Annotated in this window: 29 protein-coding genes; 26 read left to right on the top strand and 3 right to left on the bottom strand. The window is 50.7% G+C overall.

All coding sequences use genetic code 11. The features are described from left to right. Positions 1–407 precede the first annotated feature (407 nt). From JUF22_RS00450 to JUF22_RS00440, 3 genes are all read left to right on the top strand, one after another. Positions 408–800, top strand: coding sequence for a fluoride efflux transporter FluC (locus JUF22_RS00450; RefSeq protein WP_203642337.1), 393 nt, complete (start codon positions 408–410; stop codon positions 798–800). After that, positions 800–1,156 carry a fluoride efflux transporter CrcB gene (crcB, locus tag JUF22_RS00445; protein WP_203642335.1) on the top strand — a complete coding sequence of 119 codons (357 nt, stop codon included), beginning with the start codon at positions 800–802 and terminating at the stop codon, positions 1,154–1,156. Before JUF22_RS00450 ends, crcB begins: the two co-directional genes overlap by 1 nt. A 70-nt stretch (positions 1,157–1,226) precedes the next feature. Further along, positions 1,227–2,057, top strand: coding sequence for a DUF1129 domain-containing protein (locus JUF22_RS00440; RefSeq protein WP_236000683.1), 831 nt, complete (start codon positions 1,227–1,229; stop codon positions 2,055–2,057). 481 nt (positions 2,058–2,538) lie between these two features. On the opposite strand, the gene JUF22_RS00435 is transcribed toward JUF22_RS00440, so the two are convergent. Continuing rightward, complete coding sequence (locus tag JUF22_RS00435; RefSeq protein WP_203642331.1) at positions 2,539–3,534, bottom strand: LCP family glycopolymer transferase; 996 nt, start codon at positions 3,532–3,534, stop codon at positions 2,539–2,541. Between the two features lie 754 nt (positions 3,535–4,288). On the opposite strand from JUF22_RS00435, the gene JUF22_RS00430 reads away from it, so the two are divergent. From JUF22_RS00430 to JUF22_RS00380, 11 genes are all read left to right on the top strand, one after another. Beyond that, complete coding sequence (locus tag JUF22_RS00430; RefSeq protein WP_203642330.1) at positions 4,289–4,762, top strand: S-ribosylhomocysteine lyase; 474 nt, start codon at positions 4,289–4,291, stop codon at positions 4,760–4,762. Between the two features lie 532 nt (positions 4,763–5,294). Continuing rightward, complete coding sequence (locus JUF22_RS00425) at positions 5,295–6,383, top strand: hypothetical protein (protein WP_203642329.1); 1,089 nt, start codon at positions 5,295–5,297, stop codon at positions 6,381–6,383. A gap of 85 nt (positions 6,384–6,468) precedes the next feature. Continuing rightward, positions 6,469–7,557 carry an SdiA-regulated domain-containing protein gene (locus JUF22_RS00420; protein WP_203642328.1) on the top strand — a complete coding sequence of 363 codons (1,089 nt, stop codon included), beginning with the start codon at positions 6,469–6,471 and terminating at the stop codon, positions 7,555–7,557. A 162-nt stretch (positions 7,558–7,719) separates the two neighbouring features. Further along, positions 7,720–8,211 carry a hypothetical protein gene (locus tag JUF22_RS00415; RefSeq protein WP_203642327.1) on the top strand — a complete coding sequence of 164 codons (492 nt, stop codon included), beginning with the start codon at positions 7,720–7,722 and terminating at the stop codon, positions 8,209–8,211. Positions 8,212–8,225: 14 nt separating this feature from the next. After that, entirely contained in the window at positions 8,226–8,705 is a 480-nt protein-coding gene (locus JUF22_RS00410) for a hypothetical protein (protein WP_203642326.1), read from the top strand. 151 nt (positions 8,706–8,856) lie between these two features. Beyond that, positions 8,857–9,120 (top strand): Mor transcription activator family protein, encoded by a 264-nt coding sequence (locus JUF22_RS00405; protein WP_203642325.1) that lies wholly within the window; start codon positions 8,857–8,859, stop codon positions 9,118–9,120. 134 nt (positions 9,121–9,254) lie between these two features. Next, positions 9,255–9,509: a hypothetical protein gene (locus JUF22_RS00400; RefSeq protein WP_203642323.1), complete on the top strand. Its 255-nt coding sequence runs from the start codon at positions 9,255–9,257 to the stop codon at positions 9,507–9,509. 98 nt (positions 9,510–9,607) lie between these two features. Then, a complete protein-coding gene (locus JUF22_RS00395; protein WP_203642321.1) occupies positions 9,608–10,873 on the top strand; it encodes a hypothetical protein in 1,266 nt (421 codons plus the stop codon). Between the two features lie 54 nt (positions 10,874–10,927). Continuing rightward, positions 10,928–11,752 carry a serine hydrolase gene (locus JUF22_RS00390; RefSeq protein WP_203642320.1) on the top strand — a complete coding sequence of 275 codons (825 nt, stop codon included), beginning with the start codon at positions 10,928–10,930 and terminating at the stop codon, positions 11,750–11,752. A 352-nt stretch (positions 11,753–12,104) separates the two neighbouring features. Next, a complete protein-coding gene (locus JUF22_RS00385; RefSeq protein ID WP_164511328.1) occupies positions 12,105–12,380 on the top strand; it encodes a type II toxin-antitoxin system Phd/YefM family antitoxin in 276 nt (91 codons plus the stop codon). Between the two features lie 82 nt (positions 12,381–12,462). Next, positions 12,463–13,695 (top strand): helix-turn-helix domain-containing protein, encoded by a 1,233-nt coding sequence (locus JUF22_RS00380; protein WP_203642319.1) that lies wholly within the window; start codon positions 12,463–12,465, stop codon positions 13,693–13,695. A gap of 40 nt (positions 13,696–13,735) precedes the next feature. Here the strand turns inward: JUF22_RS00380 and JUF22_RS00375 are convergent, their stop codons facing one another. Further along, entirely contained in the window at positions 13,736–14,248 is a 513-nt protein-coding gene (locus JUF22_RS00375; RefSeq protein ID WP_203642318.1) for a hypothetical protein, read from the bottom strand. A gap of 191 nt (positions 14,249–14,439) precedes the next feature. Between JUF22_RS00375 and JUF22_RS00370 the strand changes: the two genes are divergently transcribed. The 10 genes from JUF22_RS00370 to JUF22_RS00325 all read left to right on the top strand — a co-directional run bounded on the left by JUF22_RS00370 (position 14,440) and on the right by JUF22_RS00325 (position 22,575). Next, a complete protein-coding gene (locus tag JUF22_RS00370; RefSeq protein WP_203642317.1) occupies positions 14,440–15,756 on the top strand; it encodes a PTS transporter subunit EIIC in 1,317 nt (438 codons plus the stop codon). Continuing rightward, positions 15,746–16,639, top strand: coding sequence for an alpha/beta hydrolase (locus JUF22_RS00365; RefSeq protein ID WP_203642316.1), 894 nt, complete (start codon positions 15,746–15,748; stop codon positions 16,637–16,639). The genes JUF22_RS00370 and JUF22_RS00365 overlap by 11 nt, the downstream gene beginning before the upstream one ends. A 40-nt stretch (positions 16,640–16,679) precedes the next feature. After that, positions 16,680–17,537, top strand: a complete 858-nt coding sequence (locus tag JUF22_RS00360) for a LysR family transcriptional regulator (protein WP_203639195.1) — start codon at positions 16,680–16,682, stop codon at positions 17,535–17,537. Positions 17,538–17,614: 77 nt separating this feature from the next. Beyond that, entirely contained in the window at positions 17,615–17,851 is a 237-nt protein-coding gene (locus JUF22_RS00355; protein WP_203642315.1) for a hypothetical protein, read from the top strand. A gap of 41 nt (positions 17,852–17,892) precedes the next feature. Then, the gene (locus JUF22_RS00350) at positions 17,893–18,738 is read left to right on the top strand and encodes a sulfite exporter TauE/SafE family protein (protein WP_203642313.1); all 846 of its coding nucleotides are present in this window, start codon (positions 17,893–17,895) and stop codon (positions 18,736–18,738) included. Further along, positions 18,738–19,115, top strand: coding sequence for a DUF1634 domain-containing protein (locus JUF22_RS00345; RefSeq protein WP_203642312.1), 378 nt, complete (start codon positions 18,738–18,740; stop codon positions 19,113–19,115). Before JUF22_RS00350 ends, JUF22_RS00345 begins: the two co-directional genes overlap by 1 nt. A gap of 148 nt (positions 19,116–19,263) precedes the next feature. Further along, on the top strand, positions 19,264–20,499 hold the full coding sequence (locus JUF22_RS00340; protein WP_203642310.1) for a multidrug efflux MFS transporter: 1,236 nt from the start codon (positions 19,264–19,266) through the stop codon (positions 20,497–20,499). After that, positions 20,499–21,161 carry a GTP pyrophosphokinase gene (locus JUF22_RS00335; protein ID WP_203642309.1) on the top strand — a complete coding sequence of 221 codons (663 nt, stop codon included), beginning with the start codon at positions 20,499–20,501 and terminating at the stop codon, positions 21,159–21,161. The genes JUF22_RS00340 and JUF22_RS00335 overlap by 1 nt, the downstream gene beginning before the upstream one ends. Before the next feature lie 122 nt (positions 21,162–21,283). Further along, positions 21,284–21,697: a hypothetical protein gene (locus JUF22_RS00330; protein ID WP_125764610.1), complete on the top strand. Its 414-nt coding sequence runs from the start codon at positions 21,284–21,286 to the stop codon at positions 21,695–21,697. Positions 21,698–22,179: 482 nt separating this feature from the next. Then, positions 22,180–22,575, top strand: coding sequence for a hypothetical protein (locus JUF22_RS00325; protein WP_203642308.1), 396 nt, complete (start codon positions 22,180–22,182; stop codon positions 22,573–22,575). Positions 22,576–22,822: 247 nt separating this feature from the next. Here JUF22_RS00325 and JUF22_RS00320 read toward each other — a convergent pair whose 3' ends face one another. After that, positions 22,823–23,032 (bottom strand): YjzD family protein, encoded by a 210-nt coding sequence (locus JUF22_RS00320; protein WP_125764614.1) that lies wholly within the window; start codon positions 23,030–23,032, stop codon positions 22,823–22,825. Positions 23,033–23,300: 268 nt separating this feature from the next. On the opposite strand from JUF22_RS00320, the gene JUF22_RS00315 reads away from it, so the two are divergent. Both JUF22_RS00315 and JUF22_RS00310 read left to right on the top strand, forming a co-directional pair. After that, positions 23,301–24,497, top strand: coding sequence for a cation:proton antiporter (locus tag JUF22_RS00315; RefSeq protein WP_203642307.1), 1,197 nt, complete (start codon positions 23,301–23,303; stop codon positions 24,495–24,497). A 447-nt stretch (positions 24,498–24,944) separates the two neighbouring features. Then, positions 24,945–25,556, top strand: coding sequence for a CadD family cadmium resistance transporter (locus JUF22_RS00310; RefSeq protein ID WP_203642306.1), 612 nt, complete (start codon positions 24,945–24,947; stop codon positions 25,554–25,556). The last annotated feature ends 28 nt before the right edge of the window (positions 25,557–25,584 follow it).

Here is a 25,584-nt window from a genome sequence, read left to right as displayed (position 1 = left end):
GCTTGAAACCTCGCTGAAAATCGCGAGTTTCCAAGGCCGTCCCGTGCTCTAGGCCGGCAAAAAACGCCGGCCAAGACCACCGACACAGCTGGTCACCTTGATCTGCCTCTGGTCACTCACACTGGCCTAGTCAGCCCATTTTCACCAGCCCTGCGGCTGACGTGGGTTTACCCAATGACAATGTCGTCGTTATTTGACAGTGATTGTCGCTGAATTGACAATTGGTTTGTAATTTGTAATTTGTAATTTGTAATTTGTAATTTGTAATGCGGATAGATCTGGCTGATTGATATAATGCTTCAAATTTTCTCGGTCAATTCGTACCAACCAAACTAGTTTCACTAGAAGTCGCCTTGATGGCGGCTTTTTTGGTACAATGGAAAGATACTTTTGGAGGAGGCCAGCAAATGGCTAACGTGTTTGCAATTATTGTTTTTGCCTTTCTTGGGGGCAGTGGGCGTTACCTGGTGGGGCAAGCGTTGCCCGCGGCAGCCGGATTTCCCTGGGCGACGATTTTGATCAACTTGATTGGGAGTGGGCTGTTGGCTTGGCTGTCACATGCCAAACGCCTGACGGCTCGGTGGCCGGAAGCCGTGACCGTGGGCTTAGGTGTCGGTGGCGTCGGGGCGTTTACGACCTTCTCAACGTTTAGTGTCGACGCCGTGCGTTTGGTGAGTGAACAACGGTGGCTAGCGGCCATCAGTTACGTGCTGATCACCGTTATTGGTGGGATGATTTGCAGCGCTCTGGGTGTTTGGATTGCCCGGCACTGGTGGTCGTTTCACTTGGAGGAAAAGTGATGGCCGCGGTGGCTGGCCTGGGCGCGACCGTGGGGGCTCTGGGCCGCTACGGAATGACGCGATTGGTGCAGTCCTATCATGGCAATCGGTGGCCGCTCGCCACGTTGTTGATCAACTGGTTGGGGTGCCTACTGCTAGGCTTTTTAACCGGTTGGCAGGCAACTAATTTGACCGCAATTTTATTGGGAACCGGCGTCCTGGGTGGCTTTACGACCTATTCAACGTTTAGCCACGAGGTCGTTATGCTGGCGGACCAACGCCGGTATGGCGCCATGACGCTGTATCTCCTACTCAGTGTCGTCGGTGGCCTGATATTGGCTGCCGGTGGTAGTTGGCTTGGCTGGCTCTTTCGCTAGGCCGCGATAAATCAGTGGTATTCCGGGGAAAACTTCCCTATCATGGGGGATATTGAGTGAAACGAGAGGAGTGGCAATCTTGGCAGAACGCTTATCGATTGCGGAACAAAATCAAGCATTACGCGAGCAACTTTCGCCAGAAAATCAGGCTTACTGGGATGACCTAGTGGCGGCCTTGCGGCAACAGCCCAAGTTCGCTAACGAGGATACCCTCCAGCGAAAATTACGGGAAGTCTTGCCCAATTTATTAGTGGCGCAGTCAAAAGAGCAATCCGCCCAAGACTTTTTTGGAGCGGACCCGCAGATCGTCGCGGCGCAAGTGGGAGCGGCTTCGACGAAACCCGCGTGGTTGACCTGGGACTTGCTGGTGCCCGTTTTAATCTTTATCTTAGGGGTAGTTTTACCCGCAGCGATTCTACCAGCCGTGCCGTTACAGGGGTTACTGATCACGGTACAATTTGGCATCTTCGTGATTGCCATGATACTCGGTGTATGGTTGGCCGGGCGGGTGACCTCGCAAATGCAGCTAGTCGGCTGGTTGGTCATCGTTGTGGCGCTGTTTCTCGCGACGTGGCTGGCCGCACGAGTCGTCCCAGCGCGAGGGCTCATCTACCTGACCCGGGTTGGTGGTAGTGTGTTCCTGCTGGTCTTCGCCCTGGCCGTCACCGGACTGACCTGGTGGCATCACCGGCGGCACGCGGATTCCTGGTTCCCCGCAATTCTGGGGAGCTTGTGGATCACGACGCTGCTGGGCTTACTGGCGCGGTTCCCGTTGACCTCCGGGTTGATGGTGACGTCCGCGGGTAACCTGTTGATTGCGCTGGGGACGGTGCTGGCGGATGCTAGTATCCTAATCATCGGCTGGCACATCTGGCAACTCCGCCAAAATAAATCAGAGTAGTTGGCTAAAAATAACCGCCTCCGGCTTCCAGGGATTCCACCTGCTGTGGGGCCCGCCTCCAGCCAAAAGGCGGTCTTCCGGCTCGCTTTGAAGCCTGGCAGGACCAGCCAGGCTCCAAAGTCGTCCCATGGTGTAAGTTACCTCAAAAACGGTAACTAACGCCATCGACACAGCTGGCTCCATCCCTGGCTTCCTGCGGCTACGATTGATTTTTACCAAACTTCTGGTTTAAACCCGAGTAGGCTGTGTGGTGTCCAACTGAACTTAGTTGTGAATGGCTAATCAATTATGTAGCTAGCGCCATCGACACAGCGGGGAACCTTGACCCGCTTCTGGTCGCTCTTGGTTGTCTCTGATTTAGTTAGTCGGTTGTTTACCATTAGATATATCTCTTTAAAAATTAAATGTAAATAAAGTAAATGCAGACCGACAATTCCGTGAGAATTGCCAGTCTGCATTTTTTATTTGCCTTTAAGGACCTTTAAAACCCCATCGGGTCCAACGCGTCCGTTTGAAACGTGCTGGTGGTGGCTAAGCCTAATGCTTGGCGAAGACCCGTTGAGACCTTGGTGATTTCACTTTGTGGTGCGATTTGGTAATCGATGCCGTTGATAGTGGCTGGTTGGCCCTGGAGCGTTTGGGATTCGATATGGCGGCTGGCGTGGCCGTCCTTGGTACGTAGCCACATCAGGTCGTCGAAGGTCAGATTCGTTTGCAGATTGCTGTTGAGCGACTTCAAAACTGTTTGGTAGCGCAGAACCGAGCTCAAGCTGGCTTCCTTTAACACCAGTGCCTTGATGATTTGACGTTGGCGGGCTTGGCGACCGTAATCGCCGAGTGGGTCCTGGTCGCGCATCCTTGAGTAGGCCAGGGCGCTGGCGCCGTTTAGATGAATCTTAACGCCCTTGGTGACGTTGGCCTGTTGATAGTGGAAGGTCAGCAGCGGATCAATCGTAACGCCGCCAACCGCGTTGATCATTTTCTCCAGGCCACCCATGTTCAGGAGCACATAGTAGTGGATGGGGATGTTGACCAGGTGCTCCACGGTCTGAATCGTGGTTTTGGCGCCGTAGAGTGGGTAGGCCGCGTTGATCTTTTCCTCGTCGTTTTGACTACCATAAATATTGACCAGTGTGTCCCGGGGAATGCTGGTCAGCTTGGCCGTCTGTTTCTGCGGATTAATCGTCGCGACAATCATGGTGTCAGTCCGGCCAACCTGCGTCCGCCCAAGTGCGCCGGTATCGGTACCCAACAGGAGAATGGCAAACGGCTTGCCACTGGTAATGGTGGTATCGCTGGGCTTGCCCACGGCGTGATAGGTTGCTGAAAAGGTTTGTTGAGCCGTGTGCCAAGCGTGCCACCCGTAAAGTCCACCGCCCACCAGGAAGAGCGCGAGCAGGGTCAAAATGATGTGGCGTCCGCGGTGACGCCGACTGGTAAAATGCCGTCCCCGTGACGGCAATGGTGCGTTTTGCATGATGACTCCTCCCCCTTATACGCTGACAAGTATAGTCATTTACGTGGCAAATGGCGGCGACCTTTACCTAATTAGGTAGTCTCTTAACCAAATCTTACCTGGCGGGTTAGTCTTTTTTGCAGCGCCGCAGGGTGGGTGAAAATGGGAGCGGAACGCTGTGGGCGCACGGCTGGAGCCAAAGGACGGTCTCCAGCCTTACTTTGGGCCGCTGAGAAACGCGTCTCAAAGATAGCAATTTCCTAAGCGGTAAAACCGCTAAGGAAATTCCCACGGCTGGCCCCATTTTCACCCACCCTGCGGCTCACATAGACTTAGCCCGCTGGAAAAATTGAGTGGTGGCTGTCAGATTGTGCAGGTATTACAGAACTAGATGACTGTCGTTTAACTCGCAAGTAGGACAATTATGTTCTAATGAATCCTATCTAAATGTAGCCAAGTTACTGGCAGACCAGCGTTTACAAAAATGGTTATAATTCCCTAAAATAAATTAGTGGCCGGTAGCGGTTACTTTGGTGTACAGTAAAGGAAGTATCGTTAACAAGTTTCGTGTGGGTTAAGCCACTGTTAGCCGCAGGTATGGTGAAAATGGCCAACTAGGTTGCGGTTAGTGACCAGGGCACCTTGAATCTGCCGTCGGGAACGGACTTCACCGTGTTCCGGCCCATTTTCACCATGCCGGAGGCAAGTATCAACGCAGTCTACCCCACACCAAACTGGTTATTAACATATATAATGAAAAGGGAGTTGGCAAATAATGGCAAAAGTTGAAAGTTTTACTTTGGATCACACAGCTGTTAAAGCACCTTACGTTCGGTTGATTACTCGGGAAACAGGGACCAAGGGCGACGTCATTTCTAACTTTGATTTACGATTAGTTCAACCTAACGAAAACGCAATTCCAACGGCCGGGTTACATACGATTGAACATTTACTGGCGGGTTACCTGCGTGATGAAATGTCTGGCGTCATTGATTGCTCACCATTTGGTTGCCGGACCGGGTTCCATTTGATCACCTGGGGCGAACAATCCACTGAAGAAGTTGCCAAGGCTTTAAAGGCTGCGCTGCACCGGATTGCCTTTGATACGGAATGGAAAGACGTCCAAGGCACTGACAAATACAGCTGTGGGAACTACCGCGACCACAGTTTGTTCTCCGCTAAGGAATGGAGCAAGGATATCCTGGACAAAGGGATTTCTAAGGATCCTTTCAAGCGCGAAGTCATCTAGATTAAGTTAAACGCAAACCCCAAAGGAATCTGGCAGGCTGCCGGGTTCCTTTTAGTTTGTCCTAGCCAGTTAGTAATGTTGAATGCATCACATTAGCAGAATCTTTGTTTGCCAGGAATGCTTGCGATATAATTAATATAATGAACGCTTTGGGGATTGGTTACACTGGCGTTGTCAGTGTCTCCGGGCTGGTGAAAATGAGTCGGAACGCTGTGGGCGAACGGTTGGCGCCAAAGAGCGGTCGCCAACCTTACTTTGAGCCGCAAAAAGATGCGTCTCAAAGATATCAGTTGCCTAAGTGGTTAGCACCACTAAGGCAACTCCCACGGCTAAACTCATTTTCACCAGCCCTGCGACAAGACTTGAATGATAACCAAACAGATTATGAGATATTAATTATTTGGCAGTTGTTCGCAATCATGTCGCGGTGTTTTGCATGAACTGATTTGGTAGGCAATTATTCAGTGGACAAAGTTTGGATTCAAACAGTGTGAAGGTTTGTAAAACGAAAAAATGTTGAGGGGATTTGATCATGAAGAAGCTACATTGGGGTTTAACGGTATTGGTGGCCGTCAGCTTGGGGCTGGGCGGCAGTACGACCGCACAGGCCTACGGGACGTATCACCAGAAGTCATCCGCTTTAAGCGTGGGGCGGATGCGGCACGTGAACAATTCTCGCGTGCACTACGTTAAAGCACCCAAAAATTATCAGCACGCCAAGAATACGCATGGCATCAACACTATCAAACGGAGTCGGGGGACGGCAATCACTTTTAAAACGAAATATTTGTTGCCGCTACCCGGTTACCACAATCAGGCCTGGGGCAATCCGCAGGGTCTGACCACCAACGGCCGTTATCTCTACGTTTTGTACTGTCCCACGGCTTGGCACAATCGTGGGCGCATCGTGCGTTACGATATGAAGAAGCTGAATAAATTAGGCCTGACGCCGCAACAATTACAGACGGCCTACACCAGCAATGCCAAGGCGCAACTTGCCAGTCATGCGGCTGTCAAGGTTGGGAAGCCCTTTGAAACGGGACATGGTCAGTCGTTAGCGTATAACTGGAAAAATCATCATCTTTATATGTGGTGTGACAAGGAGAAGTCGGCGGCCACACCCGTCAATCAGTACGGGTACATCAAACAGATCAAGGCCAACACCTTGACGCCGCGGTATCAAATTCGGTTCCGCCTGAAGCACAAGCGGTTTGCGGTGCCGGGTGGCCACGTGTTAACGTTTGATAAGAAGGGCCGGGCCTACTTCTGGAGTCGACCAACGACGCATCAGGCCTACATTTATCAGGGGAGTATCTCGAAGCATCACGTGAAATTCCGACTGACGCGGCAGATTTTGAAACATGGTCCGGGGACCCACGTGCAGAGTATGGGGTACAATCCACACACCAACCGGGTCTACCTGGTGGCCGACGATTCAATCGCTAGCGTGCCCGTCAGCAAGCTCTCCGGCAAGGGTCATCTGACCAAGAATAACGTGCGCTGGACCAAGTTCTCATCCAAACGGGAATTTGAAGGCCTGACGTTTACCAAGGGCGGTCACGCCTACCTGTTGACCAATCACAATCCGGAAATTCTGCGGGGCAACCGGGTCAGTTGGTAAGTTTAGCAAGTTGAAAAAATCCTTATCTCCGCTAGTTGGCGGTCGGTGCAGTATACTGGCTGAAAACATTGAGGGGTGAGGGATTATGCGAAGAATTCATTTACTCGGGGCGTTAATCCTCAGTTTGGGATTGATGGGGATGGCGGTTCCCGCACAAGCAGACACGTTGGTGAAGCAGTCGGTCGCGGCCCTGGCCACACCGAAAAATTTGACGTCGTTAGATGATGCGCAGGTGCATTTCGTCACGGTACCCACGGCCTACGCCAATGCCACCAATCCACATGGGGTGAACACGATTGCCAGCAATCAGGGCAGCGCGGTCACCTTTACCACGAAATACCTGTTGCCGATTCCGGGGTACCAACACCAGGCGTGGGGCGACCCGCAGAGTTCCGCCGTGGTCGGGCAATACCTCTACGTCGTTTACTGTCCTACGGCTTGGCAGAATCGTGGCCGCATCGTGCGGTTTGATATGTCCGCTTTGGCCCAACTGAATGCGACACCGCGGCAGATCCAAATGGTCTACACGACTGCTGCCAATCATTCCGCCCAGGAACAGCAGATTCGGGCGGCCATTAAGGTGGGCCCGGCATTTGCGACCGGGCACGGCCAATCCCTGGCCTACGACTGGGCCACGCAGAAGTTTTACATGTGGTGCGACAAGGAGTCGGCACCGCGGGTCAATCTCAGTAAGTACGGCGTACTCCAACAGATCAGTGCCAGCACGTTGGCACCGGTCCACAAGATTCAGTTTCGGCTAAAGTCAAAGACACTCAACGTTCCTGGTGGTCACGTCTTGGCCTTTGACCAGGCCGGCCACGCCTACTTCTGGACGCGCCCCGACCCCGTGAACGTTTATCTTTATCAGGGAACGATTCAAAATAATCGCGTACATTTCCAATTGACCAAGCAGATTCTGGAACATGGTCCGGGCACCTGCGTGCAAAGCATGGCGTACAACCCGCACAACGACCGGTTATATCTGGTGGCTGACGATTCAATCGCCAGTTTGCCGGTTTCCAAGCTGGGCCAGTTGACCAGCGATGACGTGACCTGGACGGGCTTTGACTCGACCCGGGAGTTCGAGGGGCTGACCTTTGGGGATGACGGCCAGGCCTACCTGATGAGTAACCACAACCCAGAAATATTAACCAGTAATTCTTTAAATTGGTAATGATTAGCCAAAATGGCGCCGGTCCGATGGGACTGAGCGCCATTTTTAGTGGGGAAATTGAGACTACGTTTTTTGCGGTTCCAGGTGTATCCTTATGGGGTGGTGGTTGAACCAATTGTTGGTGAAATTACCAACGTACATAATAAATGGGAGATGTTGGGCATGAAGAAATTGTTGATCAGCTTGATGATCGTTTTGGCCGCAGTTGTTGGCGGCAGTGCGGTGATGTCGGGGACGACGGCGCAGGCAGCTAAAACCAAATTTACGCACTTGAAAGCTACTCCTAAAAAGATGCGTGGAACTTGGTACCATAAGGATGCTAAGCGCGGTATGTTTAAGATTGTCATTAAGAAGCATTCGTTCAGATACAAATATGACGATCAGAATTCTTTAATCAAAAAGTTAGATGTGACGAAGGATTATCAAAAAGGGAAACTTGCTTTGTATGGATTTGATAGTAAGACGACCCCAAGTGGTGGAACAGTTCTTTTTAATTATACAAAGAAGATTAACGGGAAGAAGCGGCACGTCTTAGTTGAACTTCCTCAAGGCTCTGGTATAAATCCAGACGTTTTTACGAAGACTAAGCCTAAGCGAACTTATACTGTTTCTCAGAAAGTATTGAACAAGCGCCCTGATCCAATTACTCAGTAGGAAGGTCGTTAATGATGAAGAAATTTGTAATTAGTTTTGTTATTGTATTGGCAACGCTGGTTGGTGGCAGTGCCCTTAATGCAGGCACCACCACTGTGCAAGCAGCCACTAAGTATCGGACGGTAAAGGTGACGCCCAAAAAGATGCGGGGAACCTGGTACCACTACATGGGCAAGAAGGATGGCATGTACAAAATGGTTATCAAGAAGCATCAGGTCAGCTGGGGCTTTGGTAAGCTATACAAATTGCCGAGCTTGACGATTACTAAGACGATGCAAAAGGGTAAGCGTAGCATGTACAATTTCAATAGTAAAACGCATCCCGGCGACACAGGTAGTTACTTTACCATGACTATGAAGATTCGTGGCAAGAAGCGGACTGTGATTGCCTCACCCCAACAGGATCCCAGCTTGAAGCCGATGGTCTTTACGCACTTCAAAACGAAACACCAGTATTTTGCCCCACTGTCGATTCAAAAGCATTTAGCGTTCTAAGTTATTTCATAAAGAGAATTCGCCAATAAGTGACGGATTCTTTTTATTTCACAAAAAGTACGCGCCTTGCGAAAATAAGTGGACACCCAAGCCCCAGAATAGTTTAGACTGTAGGTAAGCAAAAATTTTAGGAGAAGGGAGGCTGGACGACATGGCAAAAGATGATTGGCAGGCGATTTACCAAGACTTGGCAGAATTAATTGGTGAGGAGAATACGCTTAAAGTCTTTAAGGATTTTCGGGGAAGCACGGTCAACTTCCCAATGCGGTTGATGCGGCGCGAGGCCTTGCAGGAGCGCATTCAGGGGGACTATTCAGCTGGCGCTTCGGTGCATGAGTTGAGTGCCCAGTACCAGTTAGCTGAGCGCACCGTGCGCAAATACCTCCAACACGAAAATAAAAACGACGGTATTTGACGTGCAACTATACAATCAATCCAGCAAATAACTGTGTATGCTATTATAGGTGTCGAAGCTATTACTATCTGCCACAAAAATTTGCTAACCTTTGTTTAAGAATCTTTAAACAACTGGGAAGGCTTGAAAAAACTATGGATATTGATACAGATGCGCTGCAAGGCGTTTATAAAAAGCTCGATGAACTGCTGGGAACCGACGAAATGCTCAAATTTTACCAGGAATTTCGTGGGACTCAGTTGAACCTGCCAATGAAGCTGTACGACCGGAATGGGACAGTTGCGGCTATCCAAGAAAAGTATCCGCAGATGTCGGAGAAACAACTCGCCGATAAGTATGGTTATTCACAGCGGTGGGTCAAGCGGGTCATCAGCGAGAGCAAGAACTAGTACATACAGAAGTGATAGGGAACAACGATAGTGCTGAGACTTGGACGACGAGTGTCGGCACTGTTTGGCAAACGGACGAAAAGATAGGGGAGCTAATCATGCAAACGAAAGCGAAGTTACTCGGCCTCGCCTTAGTGGCGGTTGTACTTGTAAGCGGTTGCCGTGCGAAATCTACCACGCAACAGAAACTAGCCGATCAGCCACAACCATCAAAACTGACGACGTTGCTGCAGCCAGTGCGAAAGAGTTCGGCGGAGGATACGGGAACCCGAACTAATCAGCAGGTGACTTACTCACGATTCACGTATCACCAGAACCATTGGCAGTGGGCGCTGACGACTAACAAACGCACCGTGATCAAAGGTATCATCACCGGCGTCAAGTCACAGGACGGCCTTAAAAAGTTAACGGTTAAGCTGCCAAAGAAGCAGACGGCCACGGTCACCTTTAGTTGGGGGGATGACGCCAAGCAGGCCTATAATCTGAAGAGTACATCACCAAAGTTCAACCGTAATTTTATCGTGGGTGATAACGGTAAGGGATGGACGGCGGGAGTCCCCGCAGAATTAAAGGGCACCTGGCAAACGGATCTGTATGCCGCCAAACGCTATCACCCGGGTGGCCTCGTTGACCCAGCGGGGGCCTATGAATCGTCGAGTGACGCGTTTATGCGGACGACCTTCTACGTGAATGCGGACAGTTTAGATGGCCACAATGATACCTATAATCAGCATAAGGAATTAGTTTCTGGCGGTTCCGGTTGGGGCGTTAATCAAGATGTGTCCTATAAGAAGCTGGCGCATAACAATTATTGGGTGAAATCGTATGGTATTGGCAACAAAACGGCCTTAAACATTTATCGCGTGCAGCTGACAAACGACCGGCTGAAGTTAATCGGGGTGTTTGGTAATATCCCAGCGATGACCCAGCTGACGGCCACGCAGGCCAAGGCCGACCGGCCATATGGCGCTGCGGCTGCCCAAAAGGGAGATGTCAGGACGGCAAGTTCTAGTGAGAGTTCCGCCACGACCAGCACTAGCAGTAGTTCGGCCGCGACCAGTGCGGTGGACACGCATAACTTAACGACGGATCAGGTCAACCAGTGGGTCTGGTTACACTTGAAGCAGGACTATGCGGGCAAGCACATCACCATTCAGGACATGTTCTTCACGCAAACAACGAATGATGATGGCACGTTGACGATTCGGGTCAAGGAAAATCACAGCACGGAGAACATGAAGAAACAAGGAGTCACGGATATTGTGGACCCAACCGTGGGGTGGTACGGCATCAATTCGAAAGGTGAATTGACCGACAACACGACGGGTGACAATAAAGTTATCGCCACGGAATATGGCAAATAAATCGCGCGGACTCACACGAAATTTGGCGGGCCGGCCTTGGAGGAATGAATAAGGATGACAGGAAAAAGATGGCTTAGATTCAGCATTGTGGGTGCCCTAGCGTTAGGGTTGTTGGGGTCCACGGTAACAGCCCAGGCAACGACGGTCTCACACGAAAAGGCGGCCATTAAGAAGGTCATCAAACGAGACATGGCACCGGTTCATGGCCGATGGTCGGTCCAGGTCACGCGCTTGGGTCAGCGGCCGCTAAGCGTGACCACGGGCAATCACCAGGTCCAGGCGCAGCGGTCGGCCAGTACCATTAAGGTCTACGTGATGCTGACGATTTTCAAACGGGCCCAGGATCACCATTTGAAATTGACCAAGACGGTGAAGACTAATTTGAAACGGATGATTTATAATTCCGATAACACGGCCACCAATGCCTTGATTCATCGGCTAGGTGGGTTCAAATTGGTAAACAAGACCGCCAAGCAGTATGGCTTTAAGCACACGCATCTAAAGCGGTATATGATGGATACGCGGGCCATCAGTCGTGGACATGATAATTACACATCGGTGCATGATTTGACCAGGTTCTTAACGTTAGTCTCGCAACATAAGTTGTTAGGGAAAACCCGGGACAAGCAAATGATGAACCTGTTACATCATTGCAAGAATCATAGCAAGCTCCCCAAGTTGGTGACGCACGCCGCCGTGTACAACAAGACGGGCGAGTTCCCAGCCAAGGGCGTCCAGAACGATGCGAGCCTCTTTAAGACGTCTCACGGCACCTACACGGTCGTGGTGATGGCGCAACAGGGCAATCAGTATCAGCAGTATCACGCCATGAATCGGTTGGGCAGAGACACGGTTACCTATTTGAATCAACATCATTAATGAATTAGGTCGGGAGTGAAAACTCTCGGCTTTTTTGGTGGTCGTATAAATGCTGTTATACAAGGATTGCTGTGCTTTCATTATTGTAAAATTTGTATGTAAATGTTGTGTAAATAGGCTATACGCCGGGGACTTTATCCGTTAACATTGGGGTAATCATTGGTGAGGGGGTGCAATCATTCCCCTGGGAAAAGCAACCCGGCAGGTCCTTCGGCCGGAACCGGGTTTGCTGAGCGCTCAGGGGATGACCAGCAACTGATGACGTGTGAGGGCCTGACAATGATTGTCAGACGAACGTGGTGCCAGAACTGAGTGACTTAGACCAGCAGCAATGAACCTGGGGAGGGACATTATGGACGCAACGAGTTACGCGTTTTTCCGGAAGAAGTTAAAGCACTACATGAAGCGAGTGACCAATAATCAAGAACCTTTGATGATTACCCGTAAGAACAAGCATAACGTCGTACTGATTTCCGTGGAAGAGTACAGTAATCTGCTGGAAAATCAGTTTATTTTGAGTCACCTAGAAAGCCGCGCTTGGTTACAGGCGACCGCTGAGCAAAAGGAAGCTGCCGCCGTCGTGAGCCAGGAAATGGTGACGGAACCGGCTGAAGTCGAACCGTCATAGGACAAGAACGCCCTCTTCACCAAGTTAGCTGTGAAGAGGGCGTTCTTGTCTTAACGGAGGAAAGTGGAAATGGGGGATGAATATGACCGCCAAAATCGTGTATTTGGAACAGACTGTTCCGGATAATACTACCACGCAAGAACACAATCTATTTATGTTAGACTATCCCGTTTATCAGGTCGAAGCCAATGGCCAATTAACGCCGGTGTTGAGCACATGGGGCAAGGTGCTCTCCATCATGATTGACAAGAAAGACCGGTTTAAAATTTTCTTCACATCGGGACGGACCTTTGTCCTAGGGAGCAAAAAAATTATGGCTTACGATACGGATGCGGATGGCTTGGATTCGGTGTCGCGGATTCACAGCCACGGCTACCAGTTTGCCTCGGAACACCCCACGCTAGTTGCCCAGTCCAGCGCGCAATTGCGCTCGGTCTTTCCCAACATTCGGGTGTTGCAGGAGATTCCACGCGAATACGTCGTCATTGACTGCGAGTTTGGAATTCTCTTTCGGACGCAACGAACGGGCGACCACATCGCCATGGATCGAACGACCATTGATGGCGAGAAGGCCGGGATCTTTCAGCTGGCCGCGTTGGGGTACCGGGGAAATCAGCCCCTGGATATTTATTTCAATCGCTATTTTGACCAGCCTGCCTTTGCTGCGGAAATGAAACTGCGCGGCCTCAAGGAGACAGGGACCTCTTTGGCGGACTATGAGCAGCAGGCCCGGCCGCTGACTGTATTGAAGGACTTTATCCAACAGGTCTTACGGCGGCAGTTACCGCTTGTTTTCTGGGACCAGGGCAATGATCTGCGCTTGCTTCGCCACACGCTGGCGGTGAATCTGCCGTACTTGGCAGAAGAGGACCGGGCGGCATTAATGGCGCCACTCTGCGTGTTTGACGGGAGCCTGTACACCAATCAGGTCATTAACCGTAGCAATCATCAAAAGGATACCCACCATTTCTTACCGTTAAATGGGATTGCGGGCCTGCTGAATATCTTCAACCCCAAGCAACACAATGCCCTATGGGACGCGCAGACCACTCATTTTGTGATCGATGAGTTGGCCCGTATCAAACAGGCTGATCCGGTGGTTATCCAGGAACCGCGGCCGTTAGCACCACCCATTTTGCAATTGCCAACGGTGGTTTCCGTGCCCATCGCTACCCAGCCAGCCGCCCAACCAGCAGCGACGACCTTACAACAGTTGCGAGCAGCGGGGCAGACCTATCGCGAAATTGCCGACCGCTTCGGCCTCAGCACCAGTACGGTATGGCGGGCGGTGAAACGGCGCGACGGGGTTCATTAACTAAAAAGCCGGCTGGAAATGACTTCCAACCGGCTGCGGGCTAACGCCCAATTCTATTCATGTATTGCTTACCCTTGTATTGATACGAGTAATCGTGGGCAATCTTTTTCTTGGTATAGACCTTGAAGTCAAACATGTTTTTGTAGGATTTCATAACTCGCTGGCCCTTAACCCGTTGCTTTGAAAGCCAAAAGTTACCTAGGCGTTGATAGTCAAACTTAAGCTTTCCGTTAAAGACGTAGTTGGTGCCACCGTAGCCCTTAATTCCGTCACCAGCGTCTTGGCCCTTCTTATACTTCTTAATGTACAGCTGGTGCCAACTCTTTTTCTGCGGGGTATATCGTAACTGGTTGTTCCAGTTGAAGGCATGCTTGGTGATTTTGATTTTTAGCCATTTGTGCTTGCCTTGGTATTGATACCAGGTTCCCCGTAGTTCAGTGGGGGTCGACGAATGGCCTTGGTACTTGGCGTTGGCGGTTACAGTGCCCGTTGCGCCCAGTAGTAGACCGCCCGTAAGTAGAGCCAAGGTCGTTAATTGTTTATGTAAATGCAAATTGCTCATCTCCGTTAATTATTTTGTGCATCTCGAGTATAACCCTGCTAAGAACTGATTAGTAGAGTTAGTTAGATGATGGCAGGTAGTCAGTATTCCTTTAACATTAATTAATTTATAAGGTCTGGAACGTTAATTTTTACGAAAAGGCCGTATAATGAAAACAGTTCAAGGGATAAGGGGATCGATGAATGATGGGAAGATGGCAACCGTTACGGGGATTGTGGCGGATTAATCAGCGAATGGAACAGTGGCGAGCCATGCGGGCAATTAAAGAGGCGTTGCGAGTAGCGTACCCCTTTATTTTAGTGATGACTTTAGTGGACGTTGTCTGTCAAAGCTTTTTAGCCTCCAGTGGTTTTTTTTACCAAATTTATCATATTGGGAGTTGGCTGCCTGGAATTGACCTGTGGCAGCAGTTCTTTCAGGCGTTAAGTCTGGTTGTTAACGGCGTGGTGGCGGTCATTGTGGCCTTTACAACCGGCCATTATTTGGCACGCACCTATCGTGGGGATGCCCTAGCAGTTGGTGTGATGAGTGCGCTAGCCTTTCTGGCGCTCAACGTGAATTACGATATGCTGGGGATGCCTAATTCCGAGAGTGATGGCATGTCGCTATTTGTTGAGAATAATTTAGGACCGCAAGGCATTTTCTTGGCCATTGTGGTTGGCCTGGCAGTGGGGTGGCTAGGAAGTCATTTAATGGCAAGCCTAACAAATTGGCAGCAACGGCATCCCCGTTTCGGACAGATGTCGTGGGCCAGTCGCGTGGCGTGGCCCACCGTTTTCGTTCTGATTTTAATGGTGGCGTTGGGCTATGGCTTCAGCTGGTTCACGGATGGCGGCATGAATGATCTGGTCTACCAGGCCCTCAGTGCGGCCGTGGTGAACCCTGGCCACCGGGGATTTGTGATTTTAGGTGTCACGACGTTGAGTAATGTTTTATGGTGGTTGGGACTCATTGGACCGATTTCATTGGCTGGAAACAGCTCGGTGACCTCCCTGCAAAATCTGGCCTACGCCGTTCAGCATGGGTCTGGTTGGGGCGCCCCGAATGCCGTGACGCTACATACCTTGGGGGATGCCTACGCCAACTTTGGGGGTGCCGGTATGACGTTGGCCCTATTGATTGCGATTGGTTTGGTCTCCAAGCAGGCCAGTTACCGGCGAGTGGCGAGCCAGACATTTTTACCGAATCTGGTTAACCTGAACGAACCCACGCTGTTGGGATTACCCGTCTTGTACAATCCAATCCTGTTGATTCCATTTCTAGTAGCGCCCGCAGTGAACATTGTGTTGGCCTGGTTTGCCATTACCTGGAAACTAGTCCCACCGATTGTTTACCCGGTGCCACGGACGACGCCGGGACCACTGATTGCCTTTCTGGGTACCGGGGGCGACTGGCGCGCCTTACTACTTAGCCTGGTGTGTTTAACTATTTCGGTCTTGATCTATGTCCCATTTGTTCGGCTACTGAATCATGAAGGGGGCGAGGACCATGCGGCATAGTTGGTGGCGATGGCTTCTCGGGGTGATTGTCGTCCTAGGAATCTTTCTCCCTAGTGTCGGTTGGATGCAGCAGCGCATCACCCAATATAAAACAAACTATAAAACGCCCTTGAACCCGACGATCATGGTGCCAGGGTCGAGTGCCAGTCAAAATCGCTTTGATACGTTGATTACGCAGTTGCGTAAAGAAACCAAGGCTAGTCATAGCGTGTTAAAGGTCAAAGTGGCCGAAAACGGCCAAATTTCCTATACCGGGTCGATTCGGCAGGGGGATAATCAACCGTTTATTGTAATAGCCTTTGAAAATAATCGTGACGGCTATGAAAATATCAATAAGCAGGCCAAGTGGTTATCACTGGCGATTAAAGACTTGGTGAAAACTTACCACTTCAATCATTTTTCGGCGCTGGGTCATTCTAATGGTGGGTTGATCCTCAGCCTATTTCTAGAGAAGGATTTCCCGCAGATCAAGCACGTGGCCATTGATAAACTGATGACCATCGCGACACCGTATAACATGGAGTCCGATAGTACAACGACCCGAACGGCCATTCTCAAAGAGTTGGTCGCGGGCCGGAGTAAACTACCCAAGAAACTGACCGTGTACTCCGTAGCCGGAACGGAGAATTACTCCAGCGATGGCACGGTGCCAGCGAACAGCGTCAACCAGGGGAAGTACGTCTTCCAAAATCAGGTGGCGCACTACACCCAAATTACCGTTACCGGGGACGATACGACCCATTCGGACCTGCCGCAAAACAAGCAGATTGTCTTATTGATTCGGCAATATCTCTTGAAAGAAAACTTGCCGGCAAAAGATCGCTATCAACGGCCCAACAAGAACCAGCAGCGTTCCATTACCGGAGAGACCGGTCTGCCTTGAAGGTTTGGTATAATGGAAAAAAACGGTGGGGGTCTTCTCGGTGAATTTTCGACAACTAGAATATTTTTTGGCGGTGGCCAATGCCGGCCAGATTACGGCAGCGGCCCAACAGCTTCATATGGCTCAGCCACCATTGAGTTATCAGTTAAAACAGTTAGAGACGGAGATGGGCGTGACCCTCTTGAACCGCTCCGCTAGTGGGACAACGTTAACGCCCGCGGGGCAACTCTTGCGAGATTATGCGCAACAACTGGTCGATCTCAGGGACCGGGCAGACAGCCAGGTGCGGTCACTAGGACAAGGGTTAGCGGGCGTGTTGTCGGTCGGCGTGATTTCGTCGTCGATTGGGGCAACGCCGAACGCCAAGCTTCGTACCCTCACGCGTCATTACCCTAAGGTTCAGATTCGCTTGTTTGAGGACAACACGTATGGCCTGATTGATCGGTTAGAAAAACATCTAATTGATGTGGCCATCGTGCGGACGCCCTTTACGGCACCGGGATTAGCCAGCAAGGACCTAGCTACGGAGTCGATGGTGGCCGTGGTGCCCAAGAAGTATGACCACTTTCCGGCGGCTACGTTAAAGGTCGAGGACCTAGCGACCGTTCCCTTGATTATTTATCGTCGGTTCGAGCATCTGTTCCAAGCCACTTTCGCTGAAAAGCAAATGGCGCCATTCATTGCCTGTACCTGCGATGATGCGCGGACGGCGGTTCAATGGGCCGAGTCCCGGATGGGCGTGGCGGTCGTGCCACAGTCGGTGGCGGAACAGACGAGTGGTCTGCAAACCAGTGTCCGGCAGATTCGGTATCAACCGTGGCGCACCACCCTGAAGTTGGTTTGGCCGGAACAAATCACGCCTAGCCCGCTCCTTCAGCGGTTTATCGACAGCTACTGAGGCTAAAGTTGCGGTTGCAAGCGGCGTTCTAACATATGTTAAATACAAAATAAAAGAAGTTGCCATATGATTTTTGTATGGCAATTTCTTTTGCTTATGAAAGCGATTGTAAGCCTGAACGTTTCCCATTAGTTAAGGGTGGAAATTGGCTGAAAAACATTGGGGTTAAGAAAAACATTATATTTGATGATGCACAATTTCGAATAGACTATTTTATAAACGCTGGTACCAAGCTGATTTTTAATGTGAAATATTTAACAAATATGCGACGAATTATTCCCTGGCAAACTTGCCGCCATCCCCGCAAAGGTTGATAATCGGTTAAGTAAATTGATGAAGGAGGCATTAGTCACTTATGATTCATACAGCCATTATTATGTTGGCCGTGGGTATCTTCGCCGGAATCGCCGGGGCCATTTTAGGTATCGGTGGTGGGATGATTATCACGCCAATCTTAACCCTTGGGATGGGGTTAAACATTAAATACGCGATTGGGGCTAGTATCATTGCCGTTATCGCCACTAGTTCAGGATCAACCATCGCTTACCTGCGCGATAACGTATTAAACCTGCGGGTCGCTATGTTTTTGGAAATTGCGACGACCATTGGGGCCATCGTGGGGGCCTTGTTAACCGGGGTCTTAGATCCCAAATACTTGTACCTGTTATTTGGATGCCTGCTCGTTTTCTCTGGGTGGAACATGTACCGCAAGTTGCGGCGCGGGTCCGAAGTCTTACAACGGGTCGAACCGGATAAAATTGCGGCGAAGTTGAAATTAAACGGGACTTACTTTGATAAGGCCGAAATGAAAGATATTGATTACCAGGTTGAAAACGTGCCAGCCGGTTTTTCCGTGATGTTTGGGGCCGGGGTCGCTAGTGGGTTGCTGGGCATTGGGTCCGGCGCCTTCAAGGTGATGGCATTGGATACCTTTATGAAGATGCCACTGAAACCTTCCAGTTCAACGTCCAACTTGATGATGGGGGTTACGGCAGCAGCGAGTGCCACGGTGTACTTCTTTAACGGCGCGATTTTACCAGGGATTGCCGTTCCCATGGCCTTAGGTATCTTGGGTGGTGCTGTGATTGGCTCACGGATCATGCAAGTTCTGCCAGCGCGGTGGATTCGTATTGTCTTTATTCCAATTATCTTGTACATTGGATTCCAAATGTTATTTAAAGGATTGGGGGTTCACTTCTAATGGCACAAAAACCAGCAACGACCGCCAGAGAAATGGCACAGGTCGAAACCATTATTGGGCGAATTCTTCAGGTTGGGGTTATTTTCTCCGCCATTGTCATGTTGATTGGCTTAGCTTTATTCCTGATTACCGGTTACTCCGGCTACGAAGGGGATTTCGTGCCCCGGCAAATGGGGATGATTCTGGCCGGAACGTGGCAATTAAAGCCCTACGCCATCATGATGCTTGGGGTATACTGCCTGATTTTAACGCCCGTCTTGCGGGTCGTCGTTTCCATCTACGCTTTTTATAAAGAAAAGGATCACCTGTACGTGGCCATCACCACGTTAGTGTTAATTATTTTACTCATCGCATTAGCGATTGGGGTTAAAGGATAAGCCACAGAATAGAAGAATGTGTGAAGCTCGAGGGGCGACTCTCGGGCTTTTTTTGCGGGAAAATGGGTTAGCAAAATCAAGTGACAGTTGGCTCGGTTATGCTAAACTAAAAGGTAAGTAGATTTTCAGAAACGAGAGGCGACTCACCGTGGGAACACGCAAGACCGAGCAATGGCGGCAAAATTTAGCTGTCTTATGGTTAGGGACATTTATTGCTGGCATGGGATTCAGTGAAATCATGCCATTTATTTCGTTATACGTCGATGATTTGGGGACGTTTACGAAGGGCCAGCTGACCATGTATAGTGGGCTGACCTACGCGGCAACCTTCTTTGTGATTGCCGTGGTGTCACCATTATGGGGCAAACTGGCGGATCGGAAAGGCCGGAAACTCATGCTGCTACGGTCCTCGTTGGGGATGGCCGCTGTCATTGGCTTGATGGGGTTTGTGACCAACGTTTGGCAGTTGATTGGCCTGCGCTTTTTACAAGGTTTCTTTGCGGGGTACATTCCCAATGCCAGTGCGCTGATTGCGTCGGAAACGCCGAAGGAGAAGAGCGGCAACGCCCTGGGCATCCTGACGACCGGTTATGTGAGCGGTAATTTGATTGGCCCAGTGTTGGGTGGTATCCTGGCCCAAGTGTTTTCGATTCGCTGGACGTTTATCCTAACCGGGATTTTCCTGATTATCGTGTTCTTCCTGAGCGCAACGCTGGTCCACGAACACTTTACGCCCATCAGTAAGGCACGTCAGGCCCAGGCCGGTTTTTTCCTGAAACAGGTGAAGAATCCGACCCTCATCGTGGTGTTATTGATTTCGACCATGTTTATTCAAATGGGCAATAATTCGATTACCCCAATCATTAGTCTGTATGTCCGGCAGTTGATGCATCACACCGGCCCCATCACGCTGGTTGCCGGAATCATCGCGGCCTTGCCAGGGATTTCAACGCTATTGGCGGCTCCAAAACTGGGTGAATATGGCGACCGGCACGGCACACAGCGCGTGTTGGTGTTCGGCTACGTCTTCGCCGTCCTGATGTATTTCCCCCAAGGCTTTGTGACCAGCGTTTGGCTACTCGGCATTTTCCGGTTCATGATTGGCATCTCGGACGGCGCTCTGTTCCCGGCTGTGCAGACGATGTTGACGAAGAATGCGCCACAATCCTTGACCGGGACGGTCTTTAGCTGGAACCAATCCTTCCAGGCCCTCGGCAGTATGCTGGGCGCCATGTTGGGTGGGGTGGTCGCCAACTGGTTCAATTACAACGGCGTCTTTATGTTTACCGCCTTGACGCTGCTATTAAATTTCTTATTACTAGCGTGGCTGGTGCCCGAAATGCGGCAATGGCACAAGCGGCCCGCTAAAAGGAGCATAAATTAATGGCTAACGAGAACTTACCCGCGCAGTTTCCCAACGACCCGACTTCACTAAAGGCCATCGATCAGTTTCGCGCGTTGATGTTAAATTATCGGAGTGCGGTCCAGGTGGTTGAAACCAAGATTCACTACCTCGACCAGGAATATCAAATTCAAAATGGCCACACACTGGTCGACAGCCTGCAGTCACGCATCAAGTCGCCGGAGAGTATTATCGAAAAGGTGCAGCGCAAACACTTGGCACTGAACCTGCAGACGCTACCGGACCAGATGCATGACATTGCTGGCATCCGCGTCATTGTGCGCTTCGAGGATGATATTTTGTCCATGGAACGGCGCCTGGAGAAACAACCGGATATTAAAATTTTAAAGCGCAAGGATTACGTTTCAAAGCCGAAACCCAACGGCTACCGGAGCCTGCACCTGATTTTAGCGGTGCCCGTCTTTTTGGCGGCTGGCGTTCAGGAGGTCACGGTCGAGGTCCAGATTCGCACGATTGCCATGAATTTCTGGGCCTCGCTCGAGCATGAATTAAGTTATAAAAAGAACGTGCACCACCAAGATGAGCTGCGGCGTGAGTTGATTGCCAAGGCCGAGCTGGTGCATCAATTGGACCAGGACATGAATGGCATTAAGAATCAGATCCGTGCAGAAGAAAATATTTAGTATGGTTTTTAAGCGTGGTCGACAGCCAGTCGGACGCGCTTTTTTACGTCAGAGAGCGTTGCATTTACCTGCTAAAGTAACCGCTTTCGTGATAAACTAAACCTATGAAGGGAGCGGATCATATGTTACGAAATAAAGTGATGACTGTTTTAGCTGTTAGCGCCTTGGGACTGGGGTTTGAAGGCCTCATCCAGGCACCACAACCGGCAGCCGCTAAGCAGAGCGTTTACCAGAAGATTCCCAAGCGTTACCGGGGAACTTGGAAGCTCAAACATTCGACCGGTCGCGTGAAAAAGGGCAGTCAGCTGAAGATTAAGGCACGGGTCTTTAAGAGTGATTTCGGTACATACAAGGACAAACAACTGGGTGTTCACATTGGTAAGAAGGTTGGCAAGAAGTATGTGTCCGTCTTCCAAATCGCTAATGGGAAGCAGGTTGGCGAGTACAACGTTTTGCGCCGGACGCACTATAAGAACCAGGTCGCACTGAAGTGGACGTTCAACACCTCAACCGCCTACTACGTCAAAGCCAAGTAACGGGTTAAAACCGAGCCTAGTCGTGGTGGTTTTCGTTCCCGGTGGCAGATTCAAAGTGCCCGGCTATGGGGTCGGTTACAGCCGAAGGGCGGGCTTCCACCTCAACTTTGAGCCAGAGTGCGGTCTCAAAGGTTGCCCCGTGGGCTAGGCTGGAACAAAACTCCAGCCAAGACCACCGACACAGCCGGTCACTTTGATCTGCCTCTGGTCACTAACAACGACCTAGTTGGGTCCAGTTTTCCCAGCTCCGTGGCTGACACGGGTTTGACCCGTTGCTCGGTTAGGTCTTGAGGTGGTTGGTGCTGGCCGGGACGTTCACGCCGTTTGTGTCCTAATAGTGGAACGCGTACCTGCTCCAACGTGCCATTGTTCTCAGCACGTCACGCCAAGTTTCTTTGTTAAGTTACCTTGCCAATCGGTTTCCTAGTGCCCAAGCTCTGCTCATCTAGTGATACGCTAAATGGTGAGGGGAGTGGATAGCTATGCTGAAACAATTATTCATGACGACAATTGCTGCGACCACTTTGGGCTTGGGGGCCACCATGTTGACGGCGCCTCAGCCGGCCGCTGCGCAGAGCATTTATCAGTCGGTGCCACAGGCTTATCGGGGAACTTGGAAATTAAAGCATGCCACTTGGTCAGCGAAAAAGAATCTCAAATTAAAAATTACCGCGCGCTCGTTTAAGAGCCAGTTCGGGTCTTACGCGGGCAAGGAACTGGGTGTCTATCAAGGCAAGCACAGCATCTCGGTCTTTAAGATCGCCGGGGGCATGCAGGTGGGGGCGTACAACAACTTGCAACGCACGCACTACCAGCAACAGCCCGCCCTGAAGTGGTCGTTTAACGGCCAATCGATGACCTATGTTCGGGCACGGTAAATCAGTTGATACTTAGAACGACAAAGCGCCTGGGATAAATTCCCAGGCGCTTTTACGGCGTACTTATATATGGCTGAAACGTGCGCCAAGAGGCAGCCAGTTCCGCTTAAAACTGATAACCAAATAATCCCAAACCAGGATTATCCGGGTATCAGCCTTAATGCTCGCCGGCTAAGCGCCTCTTGTCCCACTCTTTTCGTAACAAAAAAGCCTCAGCATCAGCCAAGGCTCCGTTTATCGATCAAGCTTAACGTGACTTTTTATCACTGGAAGCTTGGTTATCACGGCTAAGTAGCGTGATTCCGTTGACCGCAATCACAGCGACTACTGCCATCCAGATCCCAATTTTCATGGGTTCCCAAGTCATTTGTTCCAACGTACCACCGATGTAACCCATAACTTCGCCGAAGATAACGGACCAAAAGATCACGACTAAATTAGATTCAAGCCACTTCACACGTGTCACCTCACAATCGTTATTAGTTTACCACGATTAGTCCTTCAACGGGTAATTAAGTTTGCGCTCGCAGGTAATTTTATTCCCAATTGACTGTGTGGCCTAACAGAGCGTGGTCGTCTGTGTTGCGATTGGTGGCGTTTTCTAGTATACTGTATGAAATATGAATTAGAGATGGTTGAAGCGATTGCTTTCAAGAACAGCGTCCTCCTTGGGTTGGGGGGACCGTTTTGAGGCGGTCGCTTTTTTCGTGCGAGGGAGGAAACTTGTGGAACTATTAAAAGACTTAACGTTAATCTTATTGGCAACAACCGTGGTGGGACACTACTGTACCCGTATCGGGATTCCGGCCGTCATCGGCCAACTGTTAGTGGGGGTCCTAGTGGGACCGGCCATGTTGGGCTGGATCTCACTCAGCCACTCACTGGAAGGCTTTGCGGAAATCGGGGTCATCATCCTGATGTTCATCGCCGGACTCGAAAGTGATTTACAACTGTTGAAACGCTACCTGAAACCCAGCGTGTTGGTCGCCCTCATGGGGGTCCTGATTCCCGTGTTGGGGACGTACGCCGTGGGGATGTTTTACAACCTGGGCGTCACGGAAAGTTTATTCATCAGTGTGATTTTCGCCGCGACCTCCGTTTCAATTTCCGTGGAAGTCTTAAAGGAAATGAACGCGTTAAATAGCCGCGAGGGGACCACGATTCTGGGGGCCGCCGTGGTTGATGACGTGCTGGCCGTTGTGATTTTAAGTGTGTTGGTCAGCACGACCGGAACCGCCGTTGGTGAGAGCGCCGCGCAGTCTAGCAGCCTCTTACTAACCACGATTGAACAGGTGATTTACTTTGCGGCCATTTACTTTGTGGTCCGCTGGTTAGCGCCTTACATGGCTAAAATTGGTGAACGCCTGTTGATTCCAATGGGCCCAACACTGATGGCCATCATCCTGTGTTTCGGGATGGCTTACGTAGCCGAACTCGTTGGCTTAAGCGACGTGGTCGGGGCCTTCTTTGCCGGTATCGCTATTTCCCAAACGACGGCGCGCTCCACGGTCGACCGGCACATTGAGCCAGTTGGCTACGCATTGTTCATCCCCGTATTCTTTGTCAGCATTGGGCTGAACATGGACTTTAATGGGTTGGGCAAACAGATTGGGTTCATCCTAGTCCTGACGGCCGTGGCCGTTCTGTCCAAGTTGATTGGTGCCGGGAGTGGGGCCAAAATGGCCGGCTTCTCCTGGGGCAGTTCCGCCGCAGTGGGCGCCGGGATGGTCTCTCGGGGTGAAATGGCTTTAATCATCGCACAAATCGGGTACGCGGCTAAGCTGATGTCACCCGTTCGGTACTCAGCAATCGTGGCGGCCATCATTATCGCGACGCTGTTGGCACCGTTCCTGTTGCGGTGGACGATGGACCGCGTGCACCATGGGGAAGTCGACCGCTCCAAAGTCCGCCCGTCCGAATAAAACGAGCTTTTGTTGGCGCCTCCGGGCTGGTGAAAATGGGCCGTGACGCTGTGGGCGCACGTCTGGAGCCGAAGGGCGGTCTCCAGACTTACTTTGAGCCGAAAACCACGTCTCAAAGATAGCAGTTGTCTAAGCGGGGAACCCGCTAAGGCAACTCCCACGGCTGAGCCCATTTTCACCAGCCCTGCGGCTGACACTGGTTTGATTCGTGATCGGCTGTAGTCGGCTTTCGTGTGTCTAACAAACATTGTTTGGCGACGCGACACTTAATCAATAAAATACAATGCAATCGAATGAGTCAACCCTCAAACAAATTTGGTGGTTGGCTCATTTTTTGTTTCCATTTTTCACCATTTCCCGTCGTTAGGGAATTGCCTACTTGTCGGGGACGGAAAATGTGATACACTGCAATTGTAAGAGCTTTCACTACAGATTGGAGTGCCCGTCATGTTTCAGACCATTCTGACGGCCGTGATGTTATATACCGCCACCGCCGTTGACCTGCTTGTCATCCTCTTGATTTATTTTGCCCATGTCAAAGATAAACGCCAGTACCTGGATATTTACCTGGGCCAGTACCTGGGATCCGTGGCGTTGATTTTGATGAGCCTCTTTTTTGCTTTCGTACTGCACTATGTGCCCGAAAAATGGTTGTTGGGCTTATTGGGATTGATTCCCATCTACTTTGGGATTCGAGTCTGGTTTGTTGAAGACTCCGGGGAGGCCAAAGCGAAGGAACGCCTGCACAGCAAGGGCCTCAGTAAGTTGACCGAGACCGTGGCCATTGTGACCATCGGAAGTTGTGGGGCGGACAACCTCGGACTGTTCGTGCCGTACTTTGTGACGCTGACCCGCCAACAGCTCATCGTGACGCTGATTGTTTTCCTGATCATGATCTACTTGCTGGTGTTCACGGCGCAGAAAATCTCCTGCCTGCCAGGGGTCGGCGAGTTCATCGAGCGCTACAATCGTTGGGTCATTTCGGCCATCTATATTGGCCTAGGACTTTTTATCATTTTAGAAAATGGCACGATTCCGCAGTTACTTAAATTTTTGTAAACGAAAAGCTGGCACTAACCTGTGAAGG

It is taken from the genome of Levilactobacillus lanxiensis (assembly GCF_016861655.1).
Lineage (GTDB): Bacteria > Bacillota > Bacilli > Lactobacillales > Lactobacillaceae > Levilactobacillus > Levilactobacillus lanxiensis.
Note: the sequence above shows the minus strand (reverse complement) of the source record. Positions and strands in the feature narration are given on the sequence as shown.

Bases quoted from the DNA above. Each gene is read 5' to 3' on its own strand.
- JUF22_RS00450 (WP_203642337.1), top strand. From the start codon at position 408: ATGGCTAACGTGTTTGCAATTATTGTTTTTGCCTTTCTTGGGGGCAGT.
- crcB (WP_203642335.1), top strand. From the start codon at position 800: ATGGCCGCGGTGGCTGGCCTGGGCGCGACCGTGGGGGCTCTGGGCCGC.
- JUF22_RS00435 (WP_203642331.1), bottom strand. From the start codon at position 3,534: ATGCAAAACGCACCATTGCCGTCACGGGGACGGCATTTTACCAGTCGG.
- JUF22_RS00430 (WP_203642330.1), top strand. From the start codon at position 4,289: ATGGCAAAAGTTGAAAGTTTTACTTTGGATCACACAGCTGTTAAAGCA.
- JUF22_RS00425 (WP_203642329.1), top strand. From the start codon at position 5,295: ATGAAGAAGCTACATTGGGGTTTAACGGTATTGGTGGCCGTCAGCTTG.
- JUF22_RS00420 (WP_203642328.1), top strand. From the start codon at position 6,469: ATGCGAAGAATTCATTTACTCGGGGCGTTAATCCTCAGTTTGGGATTG.
- JUF22_RS00415 (WP_203642327.1), top strand. From the start codon at position 7,720: ATGAAGAAATTGTTGATCAGCTTGATGATCGTTTTGGCCGCAGTTGTT.
- JUF22_RS00410 (WP_203642326.1), top strand. From the start codon at position 8,226: ATGAAGAAATTTGTAATTAGTTTTGTTATTGTATTGGCAACGCTGGTT.
- JUF22_RS00405 (WP_203642325.1), top strand. From the start codon at position 8,857: ATGGCAAAAGATGATTGGCAGGCGATTTACCAAGACTTGGCAGAATTA.
- JUF22_RS00400 (WP_203642323.1), top strand. From the start codon at position 9,255: ATGGATATTGATACAGATGCGCTGCAAGGCGTTTATAAAAAGCTCGAT.
- JUF22_RS00395 (WP_203642321.1), top strand. From the start codon at position 9,608: ATGCAAACGAAAGCGAAGTTACTCGGCCTCGCCTTAGTGGCGGTTGTA.
- JUF22_RS00390 (WP_203642320.1), top strand. From the start codon at position 10,928: ATGACAGGAAAAAGATGGCTTAGATTCAGCATTGTGGGTGCCCTAGCG.
- JUF22_RS00385 (WP_164511328.1), top strand. From the start codon at position 12,105: ATGGACGCAACGAGTTACGCGTTTTTCCGGAAGAAGTTAAAGCACTAC.
- JUF22_RS00380 (WP_203642319.1), top strand. From the start codon at position 12,463: ATGACCGCCAAAATCGTGTATTTGGAACAGACTGTTCCGGATAATACT.
- JUF22_RS00370 (WP_203642317.1), top strand. From the start codon at position 14,440: ATGATGGGAAGATGGCAACCGTTACGGGGATTGTGGCGGATTAATCAG.
- JUF22_RS00365 (WP_203642316.1), top strand. From the start codon at position 15,746: ATGCGGCATAGTTGGTGGCGATGGCTTCTCGGGGTGATTGTCGTCCTA.
- JUF22_RS00355 (WP_203642315.1), top strand. From the start codon at position 17,615: ATGGCAATTTCTTTTGCTTATGAAAGCGATTGTAAGCCTGAACGTTTC.
- JUF22_RS00350 (WP_203642313.1), top strand. From the start codon at position 17,893: ATGATTCATACAGCCATTATTATGTTGGCCGTGGGTATCTTCGCCGGA.
- JUF22_RS00345 (WP_203642312.1), top strand. From the start codon at position 18,738: ATGGCACAAAAACCAGCAACGACCGCCAGAGAAATGGCACAGGTCGAA.
- JUF22_RS00335 (WP_203642309.1), top strand. From the start codon at position 20,499: ATGGCTAACGAGAACTTACCCGCGCAGTTTCCCAACGACCCGACTTCA.
- JUF22_RS00330 (WP_125764610.1), top strand. From the start codon at position 21,284: ATGTTACGAAATAAAGTGATGACTGTTTTAGCTGTTAGCGCCTTGGGA.
- JUF22_RS00325 (WP_203642308.1), top strand. From the start codon at position 22,180: ATGCTGAAACAATTATTCATGACGACAATTGCTGCGACCACTTTGGGC.
- JUF22_RS00310 (WP_203642306.1), top strand. From the start codon at position 24,945: ATGTTTCAGACCATTCTGACGGCCGTGATGTTATATACCGCCACCGCC.